The organism is Paenibacillus sp. FSL R7-0179 (assembly GCF_038002265.1).
GTDB lineage: Bacteria > Bacillota > Bacilli > Paenibacillales > Paenibacillaceae > Paenibacillus_AQ.
This window is the reverse complement of the sequence record NZ_JBBOCC010000002.1, coordinates 1,368,050-1,394,458: the sequence shown is the minus strand read 5'-3', so window position 1 is coordinate 1,394,458 and position 26,409 is coordinate 1,368,050. Positions and strand designations below refer to the sequence as shown.

The following is a 26,409-nucleotide window of genomic DNA, read 5'->3' as shown; positions in this document are numbered from 1 at the left end:
AATACCAGTTCTGGCGGCGATTATCAACGGGGTGTAAAATGTGCGGGGAGCGGGATGTGCGCTGGGAGGGAGTGCCAGGGAGGACTGGATATAAAGTCGAGGGAGGAGCGGTGTCTGAGATCTAAAGGCCTGGGGCGAGGAGGAGCGGTGTAGGCTCTCTAATGGACGCTCCGCAAACGGACCGTTGTTCCGATCGCTGTTGTGTCCAGATTCTTATTATTTTACCTGATCGGTGAAAATCCGGACACAAAGGCGAACACTATCGCTTCTCCACAATCAGTCCGCCCGCTGCGCTGTTTAAGTGGTGGAGTTACACAACCCTAAATCTCCTTAAATAATCAACATTTCAACACCCTGACACCTCAACCCGCAACTATCCGATTCTGCAAACTTTAATTCCTCAACTCCTCATTTCTCCAATCCTCAACTCCTCCAATCCAAATAGTTTCAGCCCTGCTCTTCAGAAGTGACCGGTTCACGGCAAACAATTGGAAAAACGCAGCTTAATTCGCCCTTTTCTGCCAAATTATCGGAAGCAAGTGGATAAATGACAACTAATTATGTTTGTTTCTGCTATTTCTCGTAAATGTGAATGATTAAGTGTTGGTTGTCCAACTATTGTTTCTTCGGCGCAAATTTTGTAAGCAGCAGGTGGAGAAAATCCATCTATTTCTGCATCTTAAGTCAAAAGAAATCGCCCATTCTCAGAGGGCTGTATTACACCATCCAAAAAGGGGCGATTCGTGGATCAGACACTCCGGGATAATAAATTGACCAATAACCTGTTACTGATCCTTCCAGCGCTGCACGGTCAGTGTCACCGTCTGTGCACCGCCTGCGGGCGTAAGCGTACGGTTCGCAATATCCGCACCGCTGGACGCGGTCTCTACCGCGGACCAGCTTCCGCGCGTCAGCTTAAACGTCACGGGACTGCCTGCCGGAAGGTTTACGTTGACGGAATAGACGCCGTCACTGTTGCGAGTCAGCAGGTAGGCTGAATCTGCCGCATTCCAGCTGTTGAACGAACCCGTCAGATAGACCTGAGCATTCGCTGGAGTCGAGCCCGGAACGCTGACCCGGAAGGTTACGCTATCAGCCTGTGGTTCGCCGGTAATCAGATTGCCTCCCGTCAGACTGGAGTTGCCGGTGCCAAAATGATAGTTATTCCCGCCATTGTTATCCCAAGTGCCGCTGCCGTTATTAAAGGCTGCGGTCAGGCCTGTGGTGCTGCCGAGCGGAATGGTAATGGCTTTGTAGCCGCTGAAAGTAGAGGCCTGCATCTGCACACCCGGTAAAGTCGTCCAGGTGGTTGCCCCATCCAGCTTATAATGGATATAGGCGTTACTGAAGGCTGTATTCTTGTAATAGATCGTTGCGGTGTTACCCGCCGGTGTGGCGGTTGGCACTGGTGTAGCTGTTGGCGCTACGGTTGGTGTTGGCGTCACGATGGGCGTCGGTGTAGCCGTTGGCGCTATGGTTGGTGTAGCTGTTGGCGTGGCACTTGGCTTAGGTGTTGCCGTAGCTGTTGGTACTACCGTCGGTGTAGCTGTAGGTGCTACGGTTGGTGTAGCTGTAGGTGCTACGGTTGGTGTAGCTGTCGGTGCTACGGTTGGTGTTGGCGTCGGTGTAGCTGTCGGTGCTACGGTTGGCACAACCGTTGGCGTCGCACTTGGCTTAGGCGTTGCCGTAGCTGTCGGTGCTACAGTCGGCGATGCCGTTGGCGTCACCGGACCACCCGACTGAATATTTCCAGTCGGCGTATACGTCCAAGTCCCGGTGCCGAACAGATAATTGCTGCCGCCGTTGCTGTCCCACGTGCCGCTGCCGTTGTTGAAGCAGGCTTCAAGCTGGGTGGCTGCGCCGATATTAATGGTGATTTTGTTATAGCCTGCTAGCTCGGCGGCCGGAATCGCTACGCCCGGGGCTGTCGTCCAAGTCCCTCCAACCGGGCGGTAATGGATGTAAGGAGTGGAATAACCCTGCTTATAATAGATCGTTACATTATTGCCCTCCGGTGTGGTGGCAGTTGCTGCCGCACTGAAGCCGGAGAGGTTACCGGAGGCATCATAGGCTTTAATTTTGTATTCATAGGCTGTTCTGGCTGACAAGCCGCTGTCTGTATATGAGGTGGAAGTAGTTGTTCCGATTCTAACGCCATTGCGGTAGATCTCATAGCCGGTAACACGGATATTATCTGTCGCGGCATTCCAGGTCAGCCCGATAGAAGAAGCATTAACCACTGTGGCCTGCAAGTTCGCTGGAGCAGCCGGAGCTTCATTATCCGGGACAGCAGGCACATCTGTGATGAACGGATGCGTCCCTTCAATAGTACCTTGGATGCTCTCCTTATATTTTCCGTTCTCCAGCGTATATTTGCCGGCACCGACATAGACCTGCTGGATATCACTTTTGGTCACATTGCCTTTGGCATCCTTGGCTTCAATGTAGTAGTCCAATAGCTGATCGCGGTAATCGGAGATGTAGGAGAAATACAGGTTCCCGATATCCGTGGCCGGAACCTTCTGCATAATCGTCTTACTGCTTGGCTGCCAGTCGACACCGTTAATATCGGCGCTCAGGTCACGGACATTCATCGGATATTCCGTCCACGCACCTACCTTGGCAGGATCAATACCAGGCACCCCGGATGCGGCCAGACCTGCGGGATCATATACTTTGAAGGTATTATCCGCTGCGTCTGCCGTCTTATCACGATGTGCCCGGATTTTCACCTTGATGTCGCTGATTCCGCTGGTGTCGAACGCATACGTATAGATGGCAAAAGCATTATTGTAATGCTGCAGGGTCCAGCCCTCTGCCTTACTGACATTGGCGCTGCCCGGATTGTACGGGTAACGCTGAGGCCACCAGACGGAGGGGCCGGTTTTGTCTTTGGCCAGCTTTTGCGACACATAGGGCTTGGAGAAATACAGTGACTGATTGAAGGACAACGCCGGCTTCACGCTGTCATCCACATTCTCATCGTAATAACCGAACCCCGAATCCATGGCAGGCAGGAGGAAATACCAGGCCAGCTCAGCGGGATTGGCACCTCCTGCGTAATCACTCGCAGCATTCCCCTTCACAGGATAAGAGAGCATCCACGGATTCAATTGATTGCCTTCGTAGGTCACCTCACGGTCCAGCGGGTTCGCCGGCTTCCAGTAATTCGGATGCTCCTCCAGCCAGATCTGTTCGGCGGTCTTGGCATAGTTCAGGGAAGCTTGTAGCAACGCGAAGTTACGCTCCAGATAATGATAGCCCTTCTCGAAGGATACCGTCATGCCTTCCTCAGCGCCCGCCAGATTCTTCTTCGGGGCGTAAGCAGTCCCGTTCACCTGATTGAAGGCCGCGAACTGGCCTTTCCAGATCCCAAACGGCAAATGCCAATGGTACCAGGTCGGATCAGAGGATGAATCCCGGGTATCGATCCAGGAGCCGTCCTGCACATGGACCACATCGGAAGCGGCCGGTGTATTGCTGCGCAGATACTCATCGATCCCCATTCCGGTCACACCGCTGCCGGCATAGGTGACATTCCCGGCATTGCGCCAGGTCTCCTCGGAGCCGGCCCGGCCCGAAGAATTATCCCCGTCATGGGCCACGACAAAAATCTGCTTCTGCAGAGCCAGATTCTCATACGGCTTAAGCGCATCTGCTTTTACCTGGCCCAGATACCCTTCTTCCCAGGACTGCGCCTGCGCGACAGGCACGCCAACCACTCTCGATTCCGCCCCGGTTGCCGGGTCCACATAACGCACCCAATGGGCCGTTGAGGCAAAAGGATATTTATTATAGACCACCTGCTGCTCATTGAACATCGGTTCACTCACCCAGGCCCCCGCCGTGCTGACATTCTGCAGATCACTGCGGTTAGGCGGCGAGATCATCGTGTCCTTGCCCGGACTGTCCAGCAGCGGATAATCCTTAAGTGTGCGGGAGAAGTGGTTGTTGCCGATCACGGACCACTGGATGCCGAGCTTGTTCAGCACAGGAATAATCCGCTCTGAGAACCCCAGCTCTGTCGGAAAAAAACCCTTCGATGACTTATAGCTGCTGCCCAGGAAATAAGGCTGAGCCATCGTTGCTCCATGATAGATCATATCCTTGAGTAAATAATCGTTGCCGACCAGCGGGCCCATCGAATGGTGTCCGGAAAAATGAATCAGGTCGAGCATGTTGTCGCCGCCAGTGGTCCGGAGCTGATTCACGGCATTCTTCCAAGGGGTTCCCCAGGCCGGATTATTGTATCCGCTTACATTGTCTTGCTGAATAATACTGTTCACATTGTTCACCACAGACCCCGACATGGTAACATGCATCTGCGCCTGGGGATGAGTGCTGTGCAGCGTGTTCGCCACACTCCAGGGCCAGGTTAAATACGCGCCAGTCTTGGCGTGATGGGAATAATAAGAGACCAGATCATCGTGGGGCATGGGAGAGCCATTCGGCAGATAATAGGGATATCCCGCGGGCGGATTCTGCTTCAGCTGGATGACTTCACCGTCATAGGTATAGCGGATCGGACTGCCTACAGGGGTGGAATTGTAAGTGTTCAGATCATAGTAAGCCCAGAAGTTCGGCATATGATTATGATAGACATGCGTAGCGGCAATATCTGCCGAGACAGGAGACACTAGTGCCGGAACGGTCAGAAGCGCGCCCAGAAGCAGGGCTGTAATTTTGCGAAGGGACCTGGTTGTCTTGGTCATGGTTCAACTCCTTCTTACTTGGGATTATTCTTCGTGAAAAAAACGGGGGCGAGGGACTTCCATCCCTCGCCCTCTCAAGCTGCTTACTGATCCTTCCAGCGCTGCACACTTAGCGTCACTGTCTGTGCTCCGCCTGCCGGTGTAAGCGTCCGGTTCGCAATATCCGCACCGCTGGACGCGGTCTCTACCGTGCCCCAGCTTCCGCGCGTCAGCTTAAACGTCACGGGACTGCCTGCCGGAAGGTTTACGTTGACGGAATAGACGCCGTCACTGCCGCGAGTCAGCAGATAGGCCGCATCTGCCGCATTCCAGCTGTTGAACGAACCCGTCAGATAGACCTGGGCATTCGCTGGAGTCGATCCCGGAACGCTAACCCTGAAGGTTACGCTATCCGCCTGCGGTTCCCCGGAGGTCAAGCTTCCCCCAACCAGACTGGAGCTGCCGGTGCCAAAATGATAGTTATTCCCGCCATTGTTATCCCAAGTGCCGCTGCCGTTATTGAACGCTGCGGTCAGGCCGGTGGCGGTGCCGAGCGGAATGGTAATAGCTTTGTAGCCGCTGAAAGTAGAGGCCTGCATCTGCACACCCGGTGAAGTCGTCCAGGTGGATGCCCCATCCAGCTTATAATGGATATAGGAGTTACTGAAGGCCGTATTCTTGTAATAGATCGTCGCGGTGTTGCCCGCTGGTGTGGCGGTTGGCACAGGTGTTGCCGTTGGCGCTACGGTTGGTGTTGCCGTTGGTGTTGCGGTCGGTGCTACAGTCGGTGTAGCTGTTGGAGCTACGGTTGGTGCCACCGTTGGCGCCACGGTCGGTGTCGTTGTTGGCGATACAGTCGGTGTAGCAGTCGGCGATGCCGTTGGCGTTACCGGACCGCCTGCCTGGATATTGCCTGTAGGCGAATAGGTCCAGGTGCCGGTGCTGAACAGATAATTGCTGCCCCCATTGCTGTCCCAGGTGCCGCTGCCGTTATTGAAGCAGGCTTCGAGCTGAGTGGCTGCGCCGATGTTTATGATGATTTTGTTATAGCCAGCTACCTCGGCGGCTGGAATAGCCACACCTGGAGATGTCGTCCAAGTCCCGCCTACCGGGCGGTAATGAATGTACGGATTGGTGTAACCCTGCTTGTAGTAGATAGTCACACTGTTACCGGCAGGAGTAACGATCAGAGCGGCTGCGCTGAAGGCCGACAGATTCATGGCGGCGTCATACGCTTTTACCGTATAGGAATAATTAGTGCTGCCCACAAGTCCGTTATCTGTAAAAGAGGTCGTAGCGGAAGTCCCGATCTTCACTCCATTGCGGTAGATTTCATACCCTGTGACCCCGACATTATCGGTGGAGGCCGACCAGGATACCAGCGCGCTGGAGGCATTCTGTACCGTTGCTGTTACATTTCCCGGAACACTTGGTGCTTGCGTATCGGTTACCGGCTGAGTTTTGGAGTAGATTTTGGCTGAATTGGCGCTCAGGGTAACTGTAATTTGCTTACCGGTAACACCGCCCGCCTGCACGGTCACAGTATCGGAGGGGTTCAACTGGTTCACCAGAACCGTACCTGCGGTAAGCGTGCTTTCGGCGCGCAGCGGCAGCGTGACAGTCTGTGATCCGCTGGAGGCATTACTGAATGCGGAGATGACCTCCTGGCCGACATTCGTGCCTGTATCGATCCGCCGGGAGAAGGCGTACAGATTCTGTGCGGACCACATTTCGCGCTGGGTGCCGGTGCGCAGGGCCGGGTTGTTTTTGCGGATCTCGTTCAGCTTGGCTACATGCTTGAAGGTACTGGCATTCTCATTGAAATAATTCTCCAGCACATTGCCGTTTGCATCCCGCTTCACCATCGACCAGCGGTTCCACGTATCCGCGATGCCGCCCGTCATGATCTGCCCGTTGCCGTTGCCCTTGTTCTGCTCGGTTCCCTGGAAGACCACAGGCGTTCCGCGCACAGTAAAAATAAAGGACAAAGCATTCTGCAGCTTCTCAACACTGCCCCCGGCCTCGGTCAGGAAGCGGTTGCGGTCATGATTGTCGATGAAGGTAACCATATGGTTGGCGTTGCCGCCGTAGTAGGAGTCTTGAGCCAGGGTGCCTTTAATATTCGCGTCAAAAGACTGGCCGTACGCGAAGCTGTTCAGCACGGAGAAGAATAACGGGAAGTCGAGCATCCCCCACTCCTTGTTGGTACCGACCCAGCGGGAAACGAATTCGGCATTGCCGTCAAAATTCTCCCCAAAAGTATTCACGCCCAGCAAATTCTGCAGCTCGCCGATATCGGTCGGCTTCATCAGCTTGGCTGCATCGACCCGGGCGCCATCGGCCCCCGTATAGTCAAACCAGCCCTTGATCGAGCTGAAGATAGCCTGCTTGGCGGCAGGAACATCGAAGTCGATATCATCCAGACCGCCCAAATCATGATTCTCCAGATAATCCTGGGCCCACTGATCGTACCGTCCATCGGCAAGAGACCAGTTAATGTCACCATTATGGTGATACCAGGCCGGATTATTGAATGGAGCGGCAGGCTGCAATGACGGGATATCATAATACGCCTGTGTGCCCAGCATATAATCGCCGATGTGGTTGGGAACGACATCAATGATGACCTTAATTCCTAGCGCATGCGCGGAGTCTACAAGCTCTTTCAGCTTTTCTTTGGTGCCGAAGTAAGGGTTGGCCTTGTTCGGATCTTTGACATTGTAGCCGTGGTAGGCTGTGTTCTTGCCTGTACCGTTGTTATCACGGTTAGTCATCTGCGGCTCAGCTACCGGTGAGATCCAGATCGCGGTATAGCCCATATTGTGAATATACGGGAGCTTGTCAATGACCCCCTGCCAGTCGCCGCCCTTCATGTAACGGAAATCCTCCTCGGAGTTCTCCCCGTAGCGGATAGCCGCGCCTGTTGCATTATTGGAAGAATCCCCGTCATTGAAGCGGTCCACCATAATCTGATAAATCGTGTCATTCTCGGTTACGGTGCCAATGCTGGCTGCTTCCACCTTAGCTTGCGGCAGGACAAACAGATTCATCATGATCGACAATACAATGGATGTGATTAGAACGGGAACAAGCAGGCGGTTACGTTTTCTTTTCATTCCTCATCTCCCTCTCATGTAAAACCGAATGCAACACATTGGGGCCAGCGGATACTCTGCCATCAACAACTTGAGCTTTGCTTCAGCTTGATAGTGCATAGGCTGATGCTGACTGCTTAGCAGGAGCTTAGCTAGAGCTTAGTAAGAGCTTAGTAAGGGCTCACGGATGCTTAGCTACAGCTTGCTAATGCTTGGCTAGACAATTTAGCCAGAGCTTACATATGCTTAGCTAGGCAGTTTGGCTAGAGCTCAGCTAGAGTGTGCTCATGCTTAGCTAGGCAGTTTGTCTAGAGCTTAGCTAGAGTGCTCATGCTTAGCTAGATAGGTTCGCTAGAGCTTACTTTCACAGCATCAGTGCAGCAGTGGGGAAACCGGTTTCCCCACTAAAAATTAACATGTCCCTGTATGCGCTGTCAAGACATATAAATCAAACCTGCCGCCAACCCTTATCCCATATAGGATAACCGCTCTGCAAAAAACACAAAAAGCAGTATTCAGCATAAACTCATACCTCGAAGGCCCCCTCAGGAAGACTGTATTGGTCTCATACTCCCCTTTTTTTGCTGGCAAGATCCATTCATGGCGGTTAGCGGATTCAGGTGCACTAGTGCTCCTCGGCTACTCTTTGCCCCCAGCTAACTTTCAGCACCATCCCCATTCCTTTCCACTCTCCGACAACTTTCAGCACCAGCAGAGGGATTTATCCCTCTCATTTCCCTATCCAGCTCACTTTCAGCGCTATCAGAGGGATTTATCCCTCTCATTTCCGTATCCAGCCCACTTTTAGCGCTATCAAAGGGATTTATCCCTTTCATTTCCGCATCCAGCCCACTTTCAGCGCCATCAGAGGGATTTATCCCTCTCATTTCCGCATCCAGCCCACTTTCAGCGCTATCAGAGGGATTTATCCCTCTCATTTCCGCATCCAGCCCACTTTCAGCACCAGCAGAGGGATTTATGCCTCTCATGTGTCCTCTCATTACCCTCCCCACACAGCCGACTTCCCGTTACGCAGCAGTGTTCCTGCTATTTCGCCCCCTCATCCGCAATAGGAGGTTGTCCTGCACAATTGCTGCAATCGCCAAAAACCTCCTTCACCGGAATGAAGGAGGTTCTAGTCTAACAGTATATCTAGTCAGCATACGTAGCAGTTTGTTAGATACTATTCTGAAGCAGGAACAATCTGCTCGCTTACTTAAACACCGGCTCGCGGAATTGGGCCAGCTTGGCGGCGGAATCCTTTTCGACATCAGCATGCAGGCTGTTGCCGTGCGCATCCATGGTCACGATCGCTGCGAAGCCGTCCACCTGCAGATGCCACATGGCTTCAGGAATACCGAATTCCATGAAGTCTACCGCGTTGACCTTCTTGATACATTCTGCGTAATACTGTGCTGCACCGCCGATTGCATTGAGGTAGACTGCGCCGTGCTCACCTAAGGCTTGGAGGGTCTTGGGTCCCATACCGCCTTTGCCGATTACGGCGCGGATACCGAATTTTTTGATAATATCGCCTTGATACGGCTCCTCGCGGATACTGGTCGTCGGGCCAGCGGCCTTCACATGCCATCCCTCATCATCCTTCAGCATGACCGGTCCACAATGGTAGATGACAGCACCGTTCAGATCGACAGGGGTGTCGTGATCCATCAGGTATTTGTGCAGGGCGTCGCGGCCGGTATGCATTTCACCGGAGAGAATAACCACATCGCCGACACGCAGACTTCGAATATCCTCCTCGCTGATCGGTGTGCTCAATCGGATCTCACGCGAGCCGCCTGAACCAGCGGAAGCTGCTCCAGCCGGTTCAGAGGCTGTCCCATTCCCTGAGACGGCCGCATCCGAAGCTGCTTCACCCGTACCGGATACAATAGCCGGTGCCGCAGGAATCGTAGCATCCTCTGGCACCACGCCGGAGGCTGTCCCTTCTGCCGCTGCTACACCCACAGGCTCAGCAACAGGCTGTGGTGCCGCTTCCCCCTCAACGGATATCCCGGTGCCGCTCTCATACAGCCATTCCTGAATGTCACCGGTAGCCGGATGGACCAGAATGCCTTGACGGCGGAAGGCCCAGCAGTTATAGGCCACAGAGACAAAGAAGCTGGCAGGCAGCCGGTTCATTACTCCGATTTTGCAGCCCAGCAGCGTCACTTCACCGCCGAAGCCCATCGTGCCGATTCCAAGCTTGTTGGCATTCTCCATAATGTAATGCTCCAGCTTGCCTAAATCTGGGGTAGGATTCACATCTTCGACCTTGCGGAACAACTGCTTCTTGGCCAGCTCATAGCCCGTGGTACGGTCACCGCCGATGCCTACGCCAATGAACCCTGCACTACAGCCCTGACCCTGCGCCTGGTACACGGAATGCAGAATGCACTTGCGGATACCGTCGAGATCACGTCCGGCTTTGCCGAGTCCCTCCAGCTCTGCCGGAAGGCTGTACTGGATGTTCTTATTCTCGCAGCCGCCGCCCTTAAGGATCAACCGGACGTCAATGCTCTCTTCCTCCCACTGCTCGAAATGAATCACCGGAGTCCCTGCCCCCAGATTATCCCCGCTGTTCTCGCCCGTTAGCGAATCCACCGAATTGGGACGCAGCTTGCCGTTCTTCGTAGCACGGGTAATTGCGCTGTGAATATCCTTCTTCATCTCTATCTGATTCACGCCCACCGGCGTATGGATTATAAAAGTCGGCATCCCCGTATCCTGGCAGATCGGAGATATTTGCTGCTCTGCCATCCCGATATTCTGCGCTATCGTGGTTAGTGCCAGTCCGGAGCGTGTCGCCCGGTCTTCCAGCGCTCGCCCTCTGGCCACCGCCCGGCGTACATCTCCCGGCAGGTTCGTGGAGGTCTCTACAATCAAATTATAAATGCTCTCTTCAAAATGCTGCATCTTCATTCAGTCTCCTCTCCATCTGGTTCAAGCGGCCCTAACTCTGGTACAATTAGTTACTATAATAGCACATTAAGCTGCTCATGAAAGGGGTTACCTCAAAATTGAACTACCATTTCTCCGCCTATCTCTACCGGCTGCAATATATCCAGCGCTGGAGCCTCATGCGCAGCACCGCCCCGGAGAACGTGGCGCAGCATTCGTTCCAGGTCGCCCTGCTGGCGCACATGCTGTGCACCATTGGCAATGCCCATTTCGGCCGGTCGCTGAACGCCGACCGTGCATCCACGATGGCGCTGTTCCACGACGCCACCGAGGTCTTCACCGGCGACATCGCCACGCCGGTGAAGCATAACAACTCGCGTCTGCTGTCCAGCTTCCGCGAGATGGAGCAGGTGGCCGCCGACCGGCTGGCGGCCATGATCCCGCCGGAGCTGAGCGCAGTCTACGCGCCGCTCCTGCAGCCGCACACCAGCCCGCCCGGCTCCGAGGATGCCGGACTGCTCCGCTACGTCAAAGCAGCGGATGTGCTTGACGCTTACCTGAAATGCGTCTGGGAGGTCGCCGCAGGCAACCGCGAATTCGCCGCCGCCCGGGAGCAGACCGCTGCGAAGCTGCATGTGCTGGAGATGCCGGAGATGGAGTATTTCCTTGAACACATGGCTCCGGGCTTCGAGATGTCGCTAGACGAGCTGTCTTCCAGCGCGAATCAGGGGCAGTCTGCCGGAGAGTCTGAATCTATAGAGTAATTAGAGTATGGCATTCGCATAGCGTTGGCTCCTAGCGTTGACTGGAACACTAATATCTGAACAATGCGAATACCCTATGCCACTCTTAAGTAGCAGCACATTTCTCCATCCGACTGCTTTCTGAATGCATCCGGTATCAGCCCTGAGGAGCGCACATCCAGCCCACGCGCATTCGTGCAGGAAATTGTGTTCTGTTTTTCGCTTACATTTGGTCCATCAGCCTTCGCGCTAGCGATTGTATTCGGTTTTCCGCATATATCCGGCCCACGCGCAGCCCAGAACGCTTATACAATGCAAATAACCCGCCTCATGGCGGGTTATTTGCAAACGGGCAGGTTAAGTCAGGCACGATTATTCTGGTCAATATAAGTTGATTGAATTAGTCTGATTAAGTTCAGTTGATTTAGTCAGTCTGGTCAACTTAGATTCATTAGTATGTCTGGTCAGTTTAACTTGATTTGGTTAATCTGTTCAAGTAGATTCGATTAATCTGTTCAGTTTTAATTCATCCGGTCAGCCTGATCAGGTTAAGTTACATCCAGTTTGGTCACATGAAACTAAGCCAAACCAGCTTGCCTACCTCAAGCCAAGCGGCTCGGACAGGATATCCCAGTCCTTGAATACCGGCTGGAGTCCTTGCGAGCGCAGCATTTCGACTATCTCGTTCACGCTGCGGTTGTCTGAGATTTCAAACTGCGGCGTTCCCCCTTCCAGGGAATGCCCGCCCACTTCGGTGGATACCCCGGCGGACATCTTCGTGATGCCGAGCTGGACCAGATGGTCGCGCAGAGCGGCAGGCTCGCGCGTGGACAGCGAGATCCCGGAGCGCGGCAGGAACAGGCGGTACGCCAGGATGATCTGCACCAGTGCCCGGTCGGTAACATCGCTTGCGGGGTTGAATTCGCCTAAGTAAGGCCGGAATCTGGGAATCGACAGCCCGATTTCGCATTCCGGGTACTTGTCCTGCAGATACCTCGCATGCAGCGCTGTGGCCAGCGCCTCCTGCCGCCATTCATACATGCCGAGCAGGGCCCCGATATTTACTGAACGAAAGCCCGCTTGACAGCCCCGCTCGGGAGCATCCAGACGGTTGCGGTAGACGCGTTTGGGTCCTTTTACATGCAGCGCACGGTAAGTCTCCTGGTGGTAGACCTCCTGATAGAGCGTCAGACCGTCCACGCCTGCTTCCCGGAGCTCAGCATATTCGGCTGTCGAGAGCGGATTCACTTCAATGCTGACAGAGGAAAAATAGCGGCGTAGTACATTCACGCAGTCCCTCACATAACCAGCCGGACTGTCCCTACGGGATTCTCCGGTCAGAATCAGAATGTGGCGCAGCCCCGTGGCTGCGATGATCTCTGCTTCCCGGGCGACCTGTTCCAGCGTCAGTTTTTTGCGCGGAAAATCATAGATAGAACTGAAGCTGCAATACGTGCAGTGATTCACGCAAAAATCAGCCAGATACATAGGTGTGAACAACTGCATCACATGGCCGAAATGCGTACGCGTTAAACGGTGCGCCTTCTGTGCCATCTCCTCCAGATAAGGCTCCGCTGCCGGTGACAGCAGGGCCATCAGCCCCTCTTCATCGACTTGCTCTGCACGAAGCGCGCGCTTCACATCCTCTGCCGTATACCGGCTCCATAGCGTCCCGTAAGGAAGCTGCTCCAGCCGGGTCATCGTCTCATAAAAGCTCATAACCATTCCTCTCCTCCCTATTCCATCTGTCAGGCCAAGAACCCGGTCAACGGTGAAGAGGCTGCCGCCGTCTCTTCTACAGGCCCCAGTCCGGCAAGATAAGCCTTGCGCCCTGCGGATACCGCAGCGCGGAAGGCTTCTGCCATCAGCAGCGGATCTGAGGCGGTGGCAATCGCTGTATTAAGCAGGACTGCTGCCGCTCCCATCTCCATCGCCTCGGCCGCCTCGGACGGTCTGCCGATTCCGGCATCCACGATCACCGGCAGATCCGTCTCGGAGATCAGAATCCGGATCAGCTCCTTGGTCTGCAGCCCGCGGTTGGACCCGATCGGTGCCCCCAGCGGCATCACGGCCGCAGCCCCCGCTGCCTTCAGGCGCAGGGCGGCGGACAGATCAGGACTCATGTACGGAAGCACCACGAAGCCATCTGCTGCAAGGATCTCAGTCGCCCGGATGGTCTCCATATTATCCGGCAGCAAGTATTTCTGGTCGTTGATGACCTCAATCTTCACCCAGTTCCCCAGCCCCGCCGATCTCGCCAGCCGGGCAATCCGTACCGCCTCTTCTGCGGTGCGCGCACCTGAGGTATTGGGCAGCAAGGTCATATGGGAAGGAATATGGCTGACAATATTGTCACTGCTCTCCGGGTCTACCCGGCGCAGGGCAACGGTAATAACCTGTGAGCCTGATCGCGTAATGACCTCGGGAATGAGGGTGTTACGGCTGTATTTTCCGGTGCCAATGAATAGTCTACTGGTTAGAGTCACGCCGCCAATCATCAATGGATCTTGCATCTTAACGCCTCCTGGGATAAGTCTTTGTGTTTAGCCTCCGCCTACAAAATGAACCAGCTCCACCCGGTCCCCCTCGCTAAGCAGTGTCTCTCCATAAACCTCTCTGCCGGCAAGTTCACCGTTCAGCTCGACAATTACCAGCTTACCGGCCCACTCGGGCCGGGCCAGCAGATCCTCCAGTGTCCGGCAGCTCTCCCCGATCCTTTGTCTCTTCCCGTTAACGGTCACATTCATGCCTGTTCACCTCCTGCTGTGCCCTGTGCTTGAGTCATATCCAGCGTTTCGGCCTGCTCTGCCGCCCTGTGAACCGCTTCCCTGTAGGCCAAGGCCGCTGCCACCGGATCTGGGGCTCCGCAGATCCCCGACATGACCGCAATGCCAGCCGCCCCCCCAGCCAGCACCGCTCCGGCATTGCCCGGGGTAATCCCGCCGAGCGCAATCAGCGGTATGCGGCTCCAGCGGACAGCCTCGGCCAGCTGCGCAAGTCCCCGCGCCTGCTGTCCGGGCTTGCAGGCCGTAGGGAATACATGCCCGTAGAGGCAGAAGTCTGCTCCCTGCCTTCCAGCTTCCGCCGCCTCTTCCTGCGAGTGGACCGATCTGCCGATCCGCAGGCCCGGTGCAAGGCCGCGCACTGCGGCTGGCGGGAGGCTATGCCAGGCTAACTGTACACCGCCTGCCCCGGCGGCCAGGGCAACATCGATCCTATCATTAATGACCAGCTTCGATGGCGGTACTCCGGCCTGAAGCATCTGCTGCGCCGCCGCCAGCAATTCGCGGGCGGACATGGCTTTTTCGCGGAGATGGATATAATCCACCATAGAATGTACCGCAACGGCCCATTCCGCCAGCGCTTCAGGCATTAGCCGCCCATCCGAAACCGCATGAATCTTGTACAATCCCTTCCCCTCCCGTCTGTTCCAGCTCATTCTAAACCGCGCGCCAACACAAAAAAGACCACTCCCATAAGGAAGCAGTCTGGAATATAAGCAGGAATACCGGGATGAGCCGTGTACCCCGCTGCAATATTCGTTCTCCACTTCCCTACGCTGGTATAAACCAGATCAGGTTCAAAGGGTCCGGACAACTACGCCCGTCTCAGCCTTGCGGCACCCCTAGTGATCGTTCATATGCGGTTGTTTCGTCTTGCTTGTTGTATATTAGCATATAATTCCTGTTAGAGCTATTCTTTCGTAGATTTTACTTCAATTACAAAAACCACAGATGAACTCCCTTCTGAAAATTTACCATCCTCGGTTGTCCAGAATGCTGATATGCCGTAGTAATAAACGCCTTGTTCTTTTGGAGCATTAAAAGAGCCGTTCTTCAATGGAATTTGCACTTCTTTATCATCGACAAATTGCTGAACGTTTACCTCATCGGGTGCCGGTTTATAAGTAAAAGCAACATCGATCTTCCCCCCAGAGGCTATAACAGTGGGAGTAACCCCCTGTACCATGGATTGTCCTCCTGTATAATCCGCACATCCTAAATTCCCCCAGCAATAGCTGCCTTGGGTAACTGGAATTTGGGTTTTACCGGAAGTAACAAGGGGTAGCGGCGGCGATTCCTGTGTAATTCTAATCCCAATGCTTTTTGCATATCCTTCCAACCTTGTATTTGCCACAAGTCTCCCTGCAAAAGGAGTCAAATAAATGAACACTACCAGAAAAACAAAAATCCCCGCTGCCGATAGAATGAATCCTTTTTTTCTAAGCATCCCAATCCCCTTTTCATATCCAATTATCTAAATAGACGGAAATATATTGTAATAGTTACAAGCGCAGAAAAAAAGCCTGCCGGCAAGCGGTTAGGCTTTTTTAAAATAGAATTTATATGTTGCACACAAATCTGCATCCAGCACCCATCAGCCGTTGACAACCTCGCCGCCGTTCACATGCATCACCTGTCCGCTCACATAGGAGGAATCGTCCGAGGCCAGGTATACATAAGCCGGTGCCAGCTCTTCAGGCTGTCCCGGGCGCTTCATCGGCTGGGTGCCGCCGAACTCACTGACCTTCTTCGCGTCAAAGGTTGACGGAATCAGCGGGGTCCAGATCGGTCCGGGCGCTACCGCGTTCACGCGGATGCCCTTATCGGCCAGATTCATCGACAGCGAACGGGTGAAGCTGAGAATCGCTCCCTTGGTGGACGAATAGTCCAGCAGCTGCGGGCTGCCGCGATACGCCGTGATGGAAGTGGTGTTAATGATCGTAGCGCCTTTTTTAAGATGAGGCATGGCTGCCTTGGTCAGATAGAACATGGAGAAAATATTCGTCCGGAACGTGCGCTCCAGCTGCTCCGCTGTGATGTCCTCAATATGGTCCTGCGGATGCTGTTCCGCCGCATTGTTGATTAGGATGTCAAGCTTGCCGAGTCCTTCAACCGTTTGACGAATCAAGCTCTGACAGAAGCATTCGTCCCCGATGTCCCCGGCGATCAGAATACACTTTCTGCCCTCCTGCTCCACCTGGCGCTTGGTCTCTTCCGCATCCTCATGCTCGTTCAAGTAGGAGATCACCACATCCGCGCCCTCCTTGGCAAAATGAACGGCAACCGCACGCCCGATCCCGCTGTCGCCTCCGGTAATAAGCGCGGCCTTGCCCAGCAGCTTGCCTGCGGCCTTGTACGCCGGGGTCTCAAACTCCGGGAGCGGGTTCATCTCACTCTCAATTCCGGGGCGCTGATCCTGTACCTGCGGGGGCAGGGTTTTGACAGGTTGTTTGTTAGTGTCTGGCATAATCCATTCTCCTTTCGCTGTCCACAGTAATGTTGATTGATCATGTTAGCATGGCTTAAGGTCTGGTGTTTATGCATCAGGCAGTGTGCCTGCTTGGCTGTACGTTATGTTACTTACCACACTTGGCAGCCGCCCAAACAGCTAATCTTCATTCACCGGCACCTCTAGCGGGACGTTAGTACAGTATGCAACGAACGTTTCCAAAGAGAATATTATCTATATCCGCTAAGGGGAAAGCCCTATACTTGGTGAGGAACGACAACTACCTTAACGGAGGGGACGCTTCTATCATGGGAAATGAGCGCTTCTTGCTGGTGAACGGAACGGTAATCGATGGAACCGGACGGCCGCCGCTGCATCATACAAGCATCGGGATTGTTAATGGCCGCTTCGGCACCATAACACAGCATAGTGACATCTGTAGGATCGAAATCATACTAACAGGAGGTTTTGCAAAATGAACGCAAGAATTTCACTCTCTCCGGTCACCCCGGACGATATCGATTTCATCACAACGCTTGAAACCAACGCCTCACTCTGGCCCTTCGAGGATATGATTCCAACCGACAAGGAGGCAGTCCGGAAGACCGTGGCGGAACGAATCCATAGCGACTGGTACAAACAATTCGTGATCCGGCTCGCCTCCCCGGAGGCAACCCCTGCAGGTGAAGTGCATTTGCACTGGTATGTAAAAGAGCGCGAGAGCTGGGAGCTGGGCTACAGCCTTTTCCCTGAATACCGGGGGCAAGGCTACTGCACCGAAGCGGCTCAGCTGGCCTTGAAGCTTGCTTTTAAAGAATGGAGGGCCCACAGAGTCGTGGCTATGTGCAATGAATACAATACCTCATCCATCAAGGTACTGGACAGGTTAGGCATGGTCCGCGAGGGCGTATTCCGGGAAGAAATACACTGGAACAACCAGTGGGTCAACCAATACTTCTATGCAATACTGGACCGGGAGTACCTGGGGCATAACGGGATATAGAACCAGACTGGGGAGAGATGCTGAGACCTTATGCTACACTTAAGGAGCATCATCATGCTAAATATATTCGGTTTGTCGCATACATTCTTCTATGCTCCGCATGACGCCCTTTAGAAGAGCAACTTTTCATTCAGGATTCTATTCATCTTCTTTCACAATTACATCCAGAACTCTGCCTGTTCCCGTAACCTTCGTTGACGTATTCAGAATAGCCTGAGTAACCGTTGTGCCTTCATCCAGCTCCATCTTAAGTCCTGATGCAGAGGCAGCGGTCTTGACCGTGCGTATGGAGCCTTTTTGCAGGTGGAGGTTGGGTCCATCGGCTTCAACGTTCACGTCTCCGAAATTGCCCTTAAGCATCACTGCGAGCCCGGCTGCAGGGCCGGATGGCAGATCAATATCTGTGAACCCGGCACCGGTACCCTCATCCTCCTCCAGAATCACATTAGATTGTACCGACACCGCCTTCACCCATGTTGCACCTTCGGTTACCAGGCGGGCAGTTCCACTCTTCTTCTGCACAATCACTTGGTTCAGGGTTGTGTTCTTGAGCTGCACTAAGGGATCTCCGCTTCCCTGTATGATGACCTTCCCTAACACTTCAACACTGTCCAAGTCCACCTCTCCGTTGCCAATTCCTTCCAAGACCAGGTCTCCAAATATCTTAAGATTCTGCAGCAGCACATCATAGCCGGATACGGTGACATTGTTATAGTATTTGATGGCTCCCGGCTCAAAGCTTCCGAGCCCCTCAGAACGGCTGATAGTTACACTCTGCAAGCCGCCGCTTGTGACGTTGTAGTAATCCAGCAGTGCAATCGCTTCGGCCCGGGTCATCGCTTGTTTTGGAGCAAACCGTCCGTCCGGGTATCCCCTCATTCCTCCGGCATTGATCATAGCAGCGACATCGGCTTGGCTCCAGCCTGCAATCTGATCCTTATCACTGAACATGGATAATACCTCCGTGCTCCCCGTCTCATAATGCAGCAATCTGCTCACCATAATCGCCGCCTCCTGGCGCATAACGGGATCGCCCGGACGAATCGTGCCGCCATAACCCTTAATAATGCCCGCATCGAGTGCTTTAGAGATTTCTTCGTAGGCCCAGTCCGTCTTAGGCAGATCGCTGAAATCGGCCTTCACCTTGCTCTCCGCCGTCAGCCCGGCGAACCCGTTGATCAACTTGATAAATTCCGCTCTGGTGATCGCCTGATCCGGCCGGACTGACCCGTCCGCGAATCCCTTCAGCCATCCCTTTTCCAGCCAGAGGCTAATCGGCTTCTGTGCCCAGTGTCCTTCATAATCGGCTGCCGCATATATAACCCCGGATGAACCCAGCAGCAAGCCCAGACTTAGCCCCACCGTTACTATTTTTCTTCCAATCATTACTGCCACGCTCCTATGTATGTGATCCCAAATGAACTAAGTACCTAATCACAGTGTAGCGGAATCCACGGCCGTTGGGAACAATCTCCAGCAATGTGCTTCCAGACATACGAAACAGCCCTGGAGGCCGAGGCTTCCAGAGCTGTAAGCACCCTACTACCCATCCGGCAGCAGGTTCATTAGATAATTGTGTTATACACCATGAAAAAGATCATGACGACCAGCGAGACCATCAGCAGCAGACTCATGGTACGGATCTTGGCAGTCTCCGCAGAGACATCACGGTTCTCTCTCATGCCTGCCGCAGCAAGGCGCAGAGGCTTGGTCATAATTCCGCCGAACGCGAACATAGCCAGCAGAAGCACCGTAACAATGATCATCCAAGGTACAGAATACTCGCCCTTGGTCATCATGTAGCCGCCGGTCAGCAGCTGAATCACCAGCCCGTATTGGGCAAAGCGGTTGAAACCACCGATTGCACTGAGCGTGCCTTCCTTAGCCGGGGAGGACAGCTTAGCCGTCCCGCTTAAGATAAACGGCAGCACCAGATAGAAGCCAAGCGCCAGCGTTCCGATCATATGCAGAAAAAAGAAAATATGACCCATCGTAATCTCCTCCATTTTCAATTTGAGGGGCTCCGGCAGATTGCCGGGGTTACACGGTTACAGAGGAAGTCACCGCGTGGACCGAATCAGCGGACTGGTCGAGCGCCGCATGATAGTCTACAGGCGGCTACATAGATATAAGCTACACGGATGTGCAGCTTATATCTGTAATATTTACGGGCCCAGCCTGCTTACAGATGATTGATGATCTCGTCAGCAAAAGCAGAGCATTTCAGCTCAGTGGCGCCTTCCATCTGGCGGGCAAAGTCGTAAGTAACCGTCTTGTTGTTAATCGCTGTACTCATTCCCTTGTAGATCAGGTCAGCTGCTTCCTGCCAGCCCAGATGCTCAAGCAGCATGACGCCGGAAAGAATAACAGAGCCCGGATTCACTACATCCTTGTCAGCATACTTAGGTGCCGTACCATGTGTAGCTTCAAAAATAGCATGTCCCGTAATATAGTTAATATTCGCTCCCGGAGCGATACCGATGCCGCCAATCTGGGCAGCCAGTGCGTCGGAGAGATAGTCACCGTTCAGGTTCAGCGTCGCAATGACATCGAAGTCTGTCGGGCGGGTCAATACCTGCTGCAGAGCAATATCCGCAATGGCATCCTTAACGATGATCTTGCCTGCCGCTTCGGCTTCCTTCTGGGCAGCATTCGCAGCCGCTTCACCGTCGCGCTCCTTGATGACATCGTACTGGTTCCAGGTGAAGACCTTATCGCCGAACTCCTGTTCAGCCACTTCATAGCCCCAGTTCTTAAAGGCACCTTCAGTGAATTTCATGATGTTGCCTTTGTGTACCAGAGTCACGCTCTTGCGTCCGTGCTTGATTGCATACTCTACTGCTGAACGAACAAGGCGCTTCGAGCCTTCCTCGGATACAGGCTTGATACCGATACCGGATGTTTCCGGGAAGCGGATTTTGTTCACGCCCATTTCCTTCTGCAGGAATTCGATCACCTTCTTCACTTCGGCGGAGCCTTCCTGATATTCGATCCCCGCATAGATATCCTCAGTGTTCTCACGGAAAATAACCATATCCACCAGCTCAGGATGCTTCACCGGAGAAGGAACGCCGTCGAAGTAGCGCACCGGACGCAGACATACGTACAGGTCAAGCTCCTGGCGCAGCGCCACGTTCAGGGAGCGGATACCGCCTCCGATTGGAGTAGTCAGCGGGCCCTTGATTGCCACAATGTACTCACGGATCGCTTCCAGCGTGTCGTTCGGCAGCCATTCACCATATGTATTGAAGGCCTTCTCGCCGGCAAACACTTCGTACCACGCAATTTTTTTCTTACCGCCGTAGGCTTTCTCTACAGCTGCATCCAGCACCCGCTTGGAGGCTTTCCAAATGTCACGGCCTGTCCCGTCACCCTCAATGAATGGAATGATCGGCTGATCCGGAACCAGCAGCTTGCCGTCTTCGATTGTAATTTGTTCGCCTTCTGTGGGCAGATCGTATTGTTCCAGTTTCAACATTTGTAGATATTCCTCCTAAAAGTATAATGTATAAGCATTCATATCATTCATTGTACTAAAGGGGCAGAGCAGCCCGCAAGGGCCGCCCTCCCTGCCGCCCTGTTATCGCTCGTCTACAGGGACATACTTCATGTCGGACATGCCTGTATATTCCGCACGCGGACGGATGATACGGTTGTCTTCATACTGCTCCAGAATGTGGGCTGTCCAGCCCGAAGTCCGGCTGATGGCGAAGATAGGGGTGAACAGCTCCCGTTCGATCCCCAGCTGTGTGTAGACCGATGCCGAATAGAAATCGACGTTCGGTTTCAGCCCCTTTTGGCTGGTGATCAGCTCTTCCACCTTGACCGACATGTCATAGAGACTGGTGTCATTCTTCATCGTGCCCAGCTCGCTGGACATCTTCATCAGGTGCTTGGCGCGCGGATCCCCGTTCTTGTAGACACGATGTCCGAAGCCCATAATCTTCTCCTTGCGCTCCAGCTTGCCCTGGATATACGGCTCCACCGCGTCCAGGCTGCCGATCTCCTCCAGCATCTTCATTACGGCTTCATTCGCCCCGCCATGCAGCGGCCCCTTAAGCGCCCCGATCGCCGAAGTCACACCGGAATAGATGTCGGACAAGGTCGCAACCGTTACCCGCCCGGCAAAAGTCGATGCGTTCAGCTCATGGTCAGCATGCAGCACAAGCGCCGTATCCAGCGCCTTGACGGATACCGCATCCGGCTCTTTGCCCCACAGCATGTAGAGGAAGTTCTCGGCGATGGTCAGTCCCGCCTTGGGCGCCACCGGCTCCAGGCCTTTGCGGATGCGCGCCAGTGCGGCGACTACAGTCGGAATCTGCGCCTGCAGCTTCAGCGCCTTGGTCTGGTTCGCTTCCTTGCTCATATCATCGGCAGCTTCATCGTACAGGGCCAGACTCGATACGGCAGAGCGCAAAGCGGCCATGGTGTTGGCTTCCTTGGGATACAGCTTCATTTGAGTGAGCACCTGCTCAGGGATCGCAGCATGAGCGCTGAGCTCGCGCCGCAGAGCTTCAAGCTCCGGCACCGTCGGCAGACTGCCGAACCACAGCAAATAAGCAGTCTCCTCAAATGTGGCATGGTCCGCAAGATCGTCAATATCATAGCCGCGGTAAGTGAGCACTCCATCTACGATAGAGCTGATTGAGGAGGTCGTTGCAACAATGCCTTCAAGTCCTTTAGTAGCTGTCATAGTATCTCTCTCCTTTGCCAACAAGAGTGTATAGTGCCGCTTCAAACCTCATGTAAACATTTACATTTCCAAGTATTTCAACTCTCTCTGAAAAAAGCTTCAGGACCGGCTCAGAAGAATGCAACTAGATTTCTGCTCTTTAACCTTTAATTATCATACCGGATTTTGACGGTTATGTGAACAACGTGGAAGCTTTGCAGGACATCAAATGATTTTATCGGAGGGATAGAAAAAAACGAACGCAAAATCTGTTTCACGAACCAGCTTCCAGGTTATGGATATGGCCGCCGCCTGCGCTTTTCTACCGCTGCTAGTCTTTTCACACCCCTTATGAATATATATAAGACGAGCCGTTATTTCTGGAATCCCCCAGAGTAGGAGGGACCGATGATCGATACACTTGTGCTTAAAAGAATGCTGCGCGGCCTCTGGGTCGTGCTTGCTGCCGCCCTGATTCTGCTGGCTGCATATGTACTGCTGCCGCTTCTATACCCCCTGCTGATCGCCTGGCTGCTGGCTTATCTTATGCATCCGCTGGTCCTGATCCTGAAGGGGATGAAGCTCCCCGGCTGGCTCGCCGTATCCCTCTCGCTGCTGTTCTACATCGGAGGCATCGCACTTGTCTTGACCGCACTCATCACCCGGCTGGTTAAAGAGCTGATCGGGCTGCTCCAGACCTTCGATCTTCATACCGATCAGTGGCGGGAGCTGTTGCTGTCCTTAAGCCGCAATGCCAGCATTCAAAATATTATTAACCAAATCAACCAGTTTTACCACGACAATCCGGGTTATCATGCCACCATTGACAGCAATATCAACCGGACCACAGAAACTGTCGGCCAAGCCGTGACGCAGATGATTACCGGATTCTTCAATATCATCCTGAAGCTGATCTCCTCGCTGCCGAGCCTTGGCACCATTCTGATTGTCATCGTATTGGCCGCCTTCTTCCTCAGCACCGGCTGGGAACGGCATAATGCCAAGCTGACCGCCCTGCTCCCGGCCCCGCTGCTGAGACCGGTGTCGGAGATCTGGAAGGATCTGCGCAAGGCGCTGTTCGGCTATATCCGCGCCCAGCTGGTGCTGATCTCCGTAACGGCGGTAATTGTGATCATCGGCCTGCTGCTGCTGGGGGTCAAATCAGCCTTCGCCATCGGCCTGACCATCGGCATCGTCGACCTGATTCCTTATCTGGGCGTCGGTATCGTCATTCTGCCCTGGGCCTTATATTCATACATGACCGGGAACATGGCGCTGGCCATCGGGCTGCTGGTGCTCTACGGCGTCATCCTGATCACCCGCCAGGTGCTGGAGCCCAAGGTACTCGCCAGCAGTATCGGCGTCGATCCGCTCGCCATGCTGATCGGCATGTTCGCCGGCCTTCAGCTGATGGGCATGCTGGGCCTGATCCTCGGCCCTGTGCTGCTCGTTATTCTCGACGCGTTCGCCCGCGCCGGCGTATTCCGCGCCCTGCGCACCTATATCCTTAGCGGCAGGCTGTATTAGGGGGCAAGGTTCGAAACTAGTTGAGCATAGCGAACCATTAGGGATAAGTGTAGTTAAAGTAATTCTCACACTCTTATTACTGATGGCCTATTAGTTGGATAAACGTATACTGTTTTAGAAGTTTTTAAACTTTTTAGAGTAACAGTTGGAAAAACGTCACTTAATTCTACGAACATCGCCCATTGAGAGAAATTGCAGCCTAATAAGTGTTGTTTTTCCAACTAAAAGCTTAGAGTGTCTCTTGCGCCCACCAGTAAGTGGACAATATCCAACTGTTCCCGGCCGCTGCTGCTCCCCCCACAACCCCCTAACGCCAAAAAGGCATCCAGCCGCAGTACCCTGCAACTGAACACCTTCTGACACACCATACCGCCAGCAAACGCCCACCCGCTACCTGCGGTAGAAGGTGAACGTGCCGTTTTTCATCTTCTTCTCGATCCATTTGAGCAGAAAAACCCGGTAGACCGGCCGGGTCAGCGGAAATACCAGAGTAAAGCCGATCAGATCTGTGACAAATCCCGGGAGAATCAGCAGCAGACCGCCGAAGAAAATACATAAGCCGTCCAGCATGGTCCGTCCGGGCACCCGGCCCTCCTGCATATGTGTTCTGCTGTCCTGCAGCACCTTCTTGCCTTCGAACCGCATCATAAGCAAACCGATGACTGAAGTAGCCAGCATGATCAGCAGTGTCTTGGGCGCTCCAAGAAAACTTGAGACATAGATGAAACCGAATAATTCCACGGCCGGGACTGCAAATAAGGCGGCCCACAGCCATTTGTTCCTGATCATACTGCTCCTCCTTCTTCCTTACGTTAACGCTATTCTTCTTCCTTCAGCGCAGCCAGGATGGCCTGGAACAGCTCAGGCTGTGCCCTGTCAATCCGCACCGGCCTCCACTCCCCGTTCAGCCAGACATGGCTCGTCGAGCCGCTGACCAGAAGCTCGCCTGCGGTCCGCTCCTGCCCTTCCTGACCCGCCGCCATCCGGCGGATTTCATATTCATACACAACCCTCAGAGCCGAGAAGGTAGTTAACCGCGCATACACGGTAATAAGATCATCATATCGCGCGGGGCTTTTAAATTGCAAATCTGCAGAGGTTACCGGCAGCAGCAGGCCGAGTCCCTCCAGCATCCGGTAATCAAAGCCCAGCTCACGGAACATCTCCGTACGGCCGCACTCAAACCAGATCAAATAGTTGGCATGATAGACCACCCCCATCTGGTCCGTCTCCTGATAACGAACACGGATGGAGGTACTGTGCCAGCGGCTGGCACATCCAGGCTTACGCAGATTCATATTCATGCTCCTTTCTATAATACAGCCTGTCCGGCAGCCAGCAGAACGCTTAAGCGCCGACACCGCCGGATGCAGACGCAAGCGGCAGCTTGCGGCGTGAGCTTCGGGCGACATAGACCAGCAGAGCCGCGCCCGCAGCCGCACTAAGCATACAGGAGAGGTTCATCAGACCAACCCCGCCCTGATTCAGCAGCATCCCGTTCAGCAGATTGCCCAGAATGCCGGCTAACCCGGAGAATACGATGTTAAATACACTTTGCCCGGTCGCCTGCATCTCCGGTGAGGTAATCTTCGATACATATTCAACCGCCGCGATATAAAAGAACCCGAACGAGAGGCCGTGAAGCACCTGCACGCCGATCATCACGGAAGGGTAAGGGAAGGCCACCTGGATACCCCAGCGCAGCACATAGATCAGCGCACCAAGCAGCAGTGTCCGCTCCATGCCAAGCCTGCGGATGACCTTGGAGGCGAAGAACATGGATGGAACATTGGTAATCGACGCCAGGAACAGGGCGATTCCCGCAGAGCTCGTGGACCCGCCGACTGACTGGAAGGCAATCACGAAATAGGTCCCGAAGGCCGTCATCGTCTGATTGACCAGAAAGCTCCCGCCCAGGAAGGCCAGGAATATACGGTTGCCGAGCAGTTTTTTGATACCCTGCGAGAAGGACTGGCTCATCATATGATTCTCCTCCGCCTGCTTAGGAAGGGTGAAGGCGATGAATACGGCGATGCAATTCAAAAGCAGAAACGGCAGCCAGATGGTCGATACAGAGAACTTGGATACATACTGCCCCCCCGCAATGGCCCCTACGGCAGCGCCTATGCTCATCATCATGCGGATGCTGCCGTAAGTGGCTCCAGCCCTGTTCGCAGCCGCTATGGCGTACGAGTCGGCTATAGGCGCCTGTGTAGAGGAGAAGATCGTGGACACGGTATACACCAGCATCAGCACGATGAAATATTCCGAGCGGTACAGGACCGCAAGCACCGCCGGAACCGCCACGCTCAGAATCAGCACCAGCCGCGCCTGGTTATACCGGTCGGAGACCATTCCCCATAAAGGCTGCACACAGATGGCGATCAGCGTCCCTATAGCCATCAGCAAGCCGATCTGGCTGACTTCAAGTCCGTTTGATTTCAGCAGCAGCGAGAGGTAGGAGCCGAAGGAGCCCCCGGCCAGTCCCAGAAACAGATAGAACCCGCGCAGCTTTGTTATTTTTTCCATGGGGATTACAAGTCCT

21 protein-coding genes and 1 riboswitch are annotated in these 26,409 nt (G+C 54.0%); of the genes, 4 read left to right on the top strand and 17 right to left on the bottom strand.

What is annotated here, in order from left to right:
• Positions 1–785: 785 nt before the first annotated feature.
• The 4 genes from MKX63_RS22475 to MKX63_RS22460 all read right to left on the bottom strand — a co-directional run bounded on the left by MKX63_RS22475 (position 786) and on the right by MKX63_RS22460 (position 10,702).
• The gene (locus MKX63_RS22475) at positions 786–4,712 is read right to left on the bottom strand and encodes a carbohydrate binding domain-containing protein (RefSeq protein WP_341020189.1); all 3,927 of its coding nucleotides are present in this window, start codon (positions 4,710–4,712) and stop codon (positions 786–788) included.
• Positions 4,713–4,795: 83 nt separating this feature from the next.
• Positions 4,796–7,807 carry a carbohydrate binding domain-containing protein gene (locus MKX63_RS22470; protein WP_341020188.1) on the bottom strand — a complete coding sequence of 1,004 codons (3,012 nt, stop codon included), beginning with the start codon at positions 7,805–7,807 and terminating at the stop codon, positions 4,796–4,798.
• A 635-nt stretch (positions 7,808–8,442) separates the two neighbouring features.
• A complete protein-coding gene (locus MKX63_RS22465; RefSeq protein WP_341020187.1) occupies positions 8,443–8,775 on the bottom strand; it encodes a hypothetical protein in 333 nt (110 codons plus the stop codon).
• A gap of 223 nt (positions 8,776–8,998) precedes the next feature.
• Complete coding sequence (locus tag MKX63_RS22460) at positions 8,999–10,702, bottom strand: fumarate hydratase (protein WP_341023204.1); 1,704 nt, start codon at positions 10,700–10,702, stop codon at positions 8,999–9,001.
• 104 nt (positions 10,703–10,806) lie between these two features.
• Between MKX63_RS22460 and yfbR the strand changes: the two genes are divergently transcribed.
• The gene (gene yfbR / locus MKX63_RS22455) at positions 10,807–11,451 is read left to right on the top strand and encodes a 5'-deoxynucleotidase (protein ID WP_341020185.1); all 645 of its coding nucleotides are present in this window, start codon (positions 10,807–10,809) and stop codon (positions 11,449–11,451) included.
• A gap of 576 nt (positions 11,452–12,027) precedes the next feature.
• Here yfbR and thiH read toward each other — a convergent pair.
• From thiH to MKX63_RS22425, 6 genes are all read right to left on the bottom strand, one after another.
• Positions 12,028–13,155: a 2-iminoacetate synthase ThiH gene (gene thiH, locus MKX63_RS22450; RefSeq protein ID WP_341020184.1), complete on the bottom strand. Its 1,128-nt coding sequence runs from the start codon at positions 13,153–13,155 to the stop codon at positions 12,028–12,030.
• A gap of 23 nt (positions 13,156–13,178) precedes the next feature.
• Positions 13,179–13,943: a thiazole synthase gene (locus tag MKX63_RS22445; protein ID WP_341020183.1), complete on the bottom strand. Its 765-nt coding sequence runs from the start codon at positions 13,941–13,943 to the stop codon at positions 13,179–13,181.
• A 30-nt stretch (positions 13,944–13,973) separates the two neighbouring features.
• Positions 13,974–14,177: a sulfur carrier protein ThiS gene (thiS, locus tag MKX63_RS22440; protein WP_341020182.1), complete on the bottom strand. Its 204-nt coding sequence runs from the start codon at positions 14,175–14,177 to the stop codon at positions 13,974–13,976.
• Positions 14,174–14,839, bottom strand: coding sequence for a thiamine phosphate synthase (locus MKX63_RS22435; RefSeq protein WP_341020180.1), 666 nt, complete (start codon positions 14,837–14,839; stop codon positions 14,174–14,176). Before MKX63_RS22435 ends, thiS begins: the two co-directional genes overlap by 4 nt.
• Positions 14,840–14,964: 125 nt before the next feature.
• A riboswitch (TPP riboswitch) is annotated at positions 14,965–15,067 on the bottom strand.
• A gap of 56 nt (positions 15,068–15,123) precedes the next feature.
• Complete coding sequence (locus MKX63_RS22430) at positions 15,124–15,660, bottom strand: hypothetical protein (protein WP_341020179.1); 537 nt, start codon at positions 15,658–15,660, stop codon at positions 15,124–15,126.
• 147 nt (positions 15,661–15,807) lie between these two features.
• Positions 15,808–16,680, bottom strand: coding sequence for an SDR family oxidoreductase (locus tag MKX63_RS22425; RefSeq protein WP_341020178.1), 873 nt, complete (start codon positions 16,678–16,680; stop codon positions 15,808–15,810).
• A 290-nt stretch (positions 16,681–16,970) separates the two neighbouring features.
• Here MKX63_RS22425 and MKX63_RS22420 point away from each other — a divergent pair, with 290 nt between their 5' ends.
• Positions 16,971–17,141, top strand: coding sequence for a hypothetical protein (locus MKX63_RS22420; protein ID WP_341020177.1), 171 nt, complete (start codon positions 16,971–16,973; stop codon positions 17,139–17,141).
• Positions 17,138–17,665, top strand: coding sequence for a GNAT family N-acetyltransferase (locus tag MKX63_RS22415; RefSeq protein WP_341020176.1), 528 nt, complete (start codon positions 17,138–17,140; stop codon positions 17,663–17,665). The genes MKX63_RS22420 and MKX63_RS22415 overlap by 4 nt, the downstream gene beginning before the upstream one ends.
• A gap of 138 nt (positions 17,666–17,803) precedes the next feature.
• Here the strand turns inward: MKX63_RS22415 and MKX63_RS22410 are convergent, their stop codons facing one another.
• From MKX63_RS22410 to citZ, 4 genes are all read right to left on the bottom strand, one after another.
• On the bottom strand, positions 17,804–19,051 hold the full coding sequence (locus MKX63_RS22410) for an S-layer homology domain-containing protein (protein ID WP_341020174.1): 1,248 nt from the start codon (positions 19,049–19,051) through the stop codon (positions 17,804–17,806).
• Positions 19,052–19,230: 179 nt separating this feature from the next.
• Positions 19,231–19,656, bottom strand: coding sequence for a hypothetical protein (locus tag MKX63_RS22405; protein ID WP_076082918.1), 426 nt, complete (start codon positions 19,654–19,656; stop codon positions 19,231–19,233).
• 191 nt (positions 19,657–19,847) lie between these two features.
• Positions 19,848–21,143, bottom strand: coding sequence for an NADP-dependent isocitrate dehydrogenase (gene icd, locus MKX63_RS22400; RefSeq protein ID WP_341020172.1), 1,296 nt, complete (start codon positions 21,141–21,143; stop codon positions 19,848–19,850).
• Positions 21,144–21,245: 102 nt separating this feature from the next.
• Positions 21,246–22,358 (bottom strand): citrate synthase, encoded by a 1,113-nt coding sequence (gene citZ / locus MKX63_RS22395; RefSeq protein ID WP_341020170.1) that lies wholly within the window; start codon positions 22,356–22,358, stop codon positions 21,246–21,248.
• A gap of 390 nt (positions 22,359–22,748) precedes the next feature.
• On the opposite strand from citZ, the gene ytvI reads away from it, so the two are divergent.
• Positions 22,749–23,864 carry a sporulation integral membrane protein YtvI gene (gene ytvI, locus MKX63_RS22390; RefSeq protein ID WP_341023202.1) on the top strand — a complete coding sequence of 372 codons (1,116 nt, stop codon included), beginning with the start codon at positions 22,749–22,751 and terminating at the stop codon, positions 23,862–23,864.
• Positions 23,865–24,254: 390 nt separating this feature from the next.
• Here the strand turns inward: ytvI and MKX63_RS22385 are convergent, their stop codons facing one another.
• The 3 genes from MKX63_RS22385 to MKX63_RS22375 are packed head-to-tail and all read right to left on the bottom strand — an operon-like array spanning position 24,255 to position 26,393.
• Positions 24,255–24,653 (bottom strand): FxsA family protein, encoded by a 399-nt coding sequence (locus MKX63_RS22385; protein ID WP_341020168.1) that lies wholly within the window; start codon positions 24,651–24,653, stop codon positions 24,255–24,257.
• 29 nt (positions 24,654–24,682) lie between these two features.
• Positions 24,683–25,162: an acyl-CoA thioesterase gene (locus MKX63_RS22380; protein WP_341020167.1), complete on the bottom strand. Its 480-nt coding sequence runs from the start codon at positions 25,160–25,162 to the stop codon at positions 24,683–24,685.
• 49 nt (positions 25,163–25,211) lie between these two features.
• Positions 25,212–26,393 (bottom strand): MFS transporter, encoded by a 1,182-nt coding sequence (locus MKX63_RS22375; protein WP_341020164.1) that lies wholly within the window; start codon positions 26,391–26,393, stop codon positions 25,212–25,214.
• Between the last annotated feature and the right edge of the window lie 16 nt (positions 26,394–26,409).

Bases quoted from the DNA above. Each gene is read 5' to 3' on its own strand.
- MKX63_RS22375 (WP_341020164.1), bottom strand. From the start codon at position 26,393: ATGGAAAAAATAACAAAGCTGCGCGGGTTCTATCTGTTTCTGGGACTG.
- MKX63_RS22420 (WP_341020177.1), top strand. From the start codon at position 16,971: ATGGGAAATGAGCGCTTCTTGCTGGTGAACGGAACGGTAATCGATGGA.
- MKX63_RS22385 (WP_341020168.1), bottom strand. From the start codon at position 24,653: ATGATCAGGAACAAATGGCTGTGGGCCGCCTTATTTGCAGTCCCGGCC.
- citZ (WP_341020170.1), bottom strand. From the start codon at position 22,358: ATGACAGCTACTAAAGGACTTGAAGGCATTGTTGCAACGACCTCCTCA.
- MKX63_RS22380 (WP_341020167.1), bottom strand. From the start codon at position 25,162: ATGAATCTGCGTAAGCCTGGATGTGCCAGCCGCTGGCACAGTACCTCC.
- icd (WP_341020172.1), bottom strand. From the start codon at position 21,143: ATGTTGAAACTGGAACAATACGATCTGCCCACAGAAGGCGAACAAATT.
- MKX63_RS22460 (WP_341023204.1), bottom strand. From the start codon at position 10,702: ATGCAGCATTTTGAAGAGAGCATTTATAATTTGATTGTAGAGACCTCC.
- thiH (WP_341020184.1), bottom strand. From the start codon at position 13,155: ATGGTTATGAGCTTTTATGAGACGATGACCCGGCTGGAGCAGCTTCCT.
- MKX63_RS22425 (WP_341020178.1), bottom strand. From the start codon at position 16,680: ATGCCAGACACTAACAAACAACCTGTCAAAACCCTGCCCCCGCAGGTA.
- MKX63_RS22410 (WP_341020174.1), bottom strand. From the start codon at position 19,051: ATGATTGGAAGAAAAATAGTAACGGTGGGGCTAAGTCTGGGCTTGCTG.
- MKX63_RS22475 (WP_341020189.1), bottom strand. From the start codon at position 4,712: ATGACCAAGACAACCAGGTCCCTTCGCAAAATTACAGCCCTGCTTCTG.
- MKX63_RS22430 (WP_341020179.1), bottom strand. From the start codon at position 15,660: ATGCTTAGAAAAAAAGGATTCATTCTATCGGCAGCGGGGATTTTTGTT.
- MKX63_RS22465 (WP_341020187.1), bottom strand. From the start codon at position 8,775: ATGAGAGGCATAAATCCCTCTGCTGGTGCTGAAAGTGGGCTGGATGCG.
- thiS (WP_341020182.1), bottom strand. From the start codon at position 14,177: ATGAATGTGACCGTTAACGGGAAGAGACAAAGGATCGGGGAGAGCTGC.
- MKX63_RS22415 (WP_341020176.1), top strand. From the start codon at position 17,138: ATGAACGCAAGAATTTCACTCTCTCCGGTCACCCCGGACGATATCGAT.
- MKX63_RS22470 (WP_341020188.1), bottom strand. From the start codon at position 7,807: ATGAAAAGAAAACGTAACCGCCTGCTTGTTCCCGTTCTAATCACATCC.
- MKX63_RS22445 (WP_341020183.1), bottom strand. From the start codon at position 13,943: ATGCAAGATCCATTGATGATTGGCGGCGTGACTCTAACCAGTAGACTA.
- MKX63_RS22405 (WP_076082918.1), bottom strand. From the start codon at position 19,656: ATGGGTCATATTTTCTTTTTTCTGCATATGATCGGAACGCTGGCGCTT.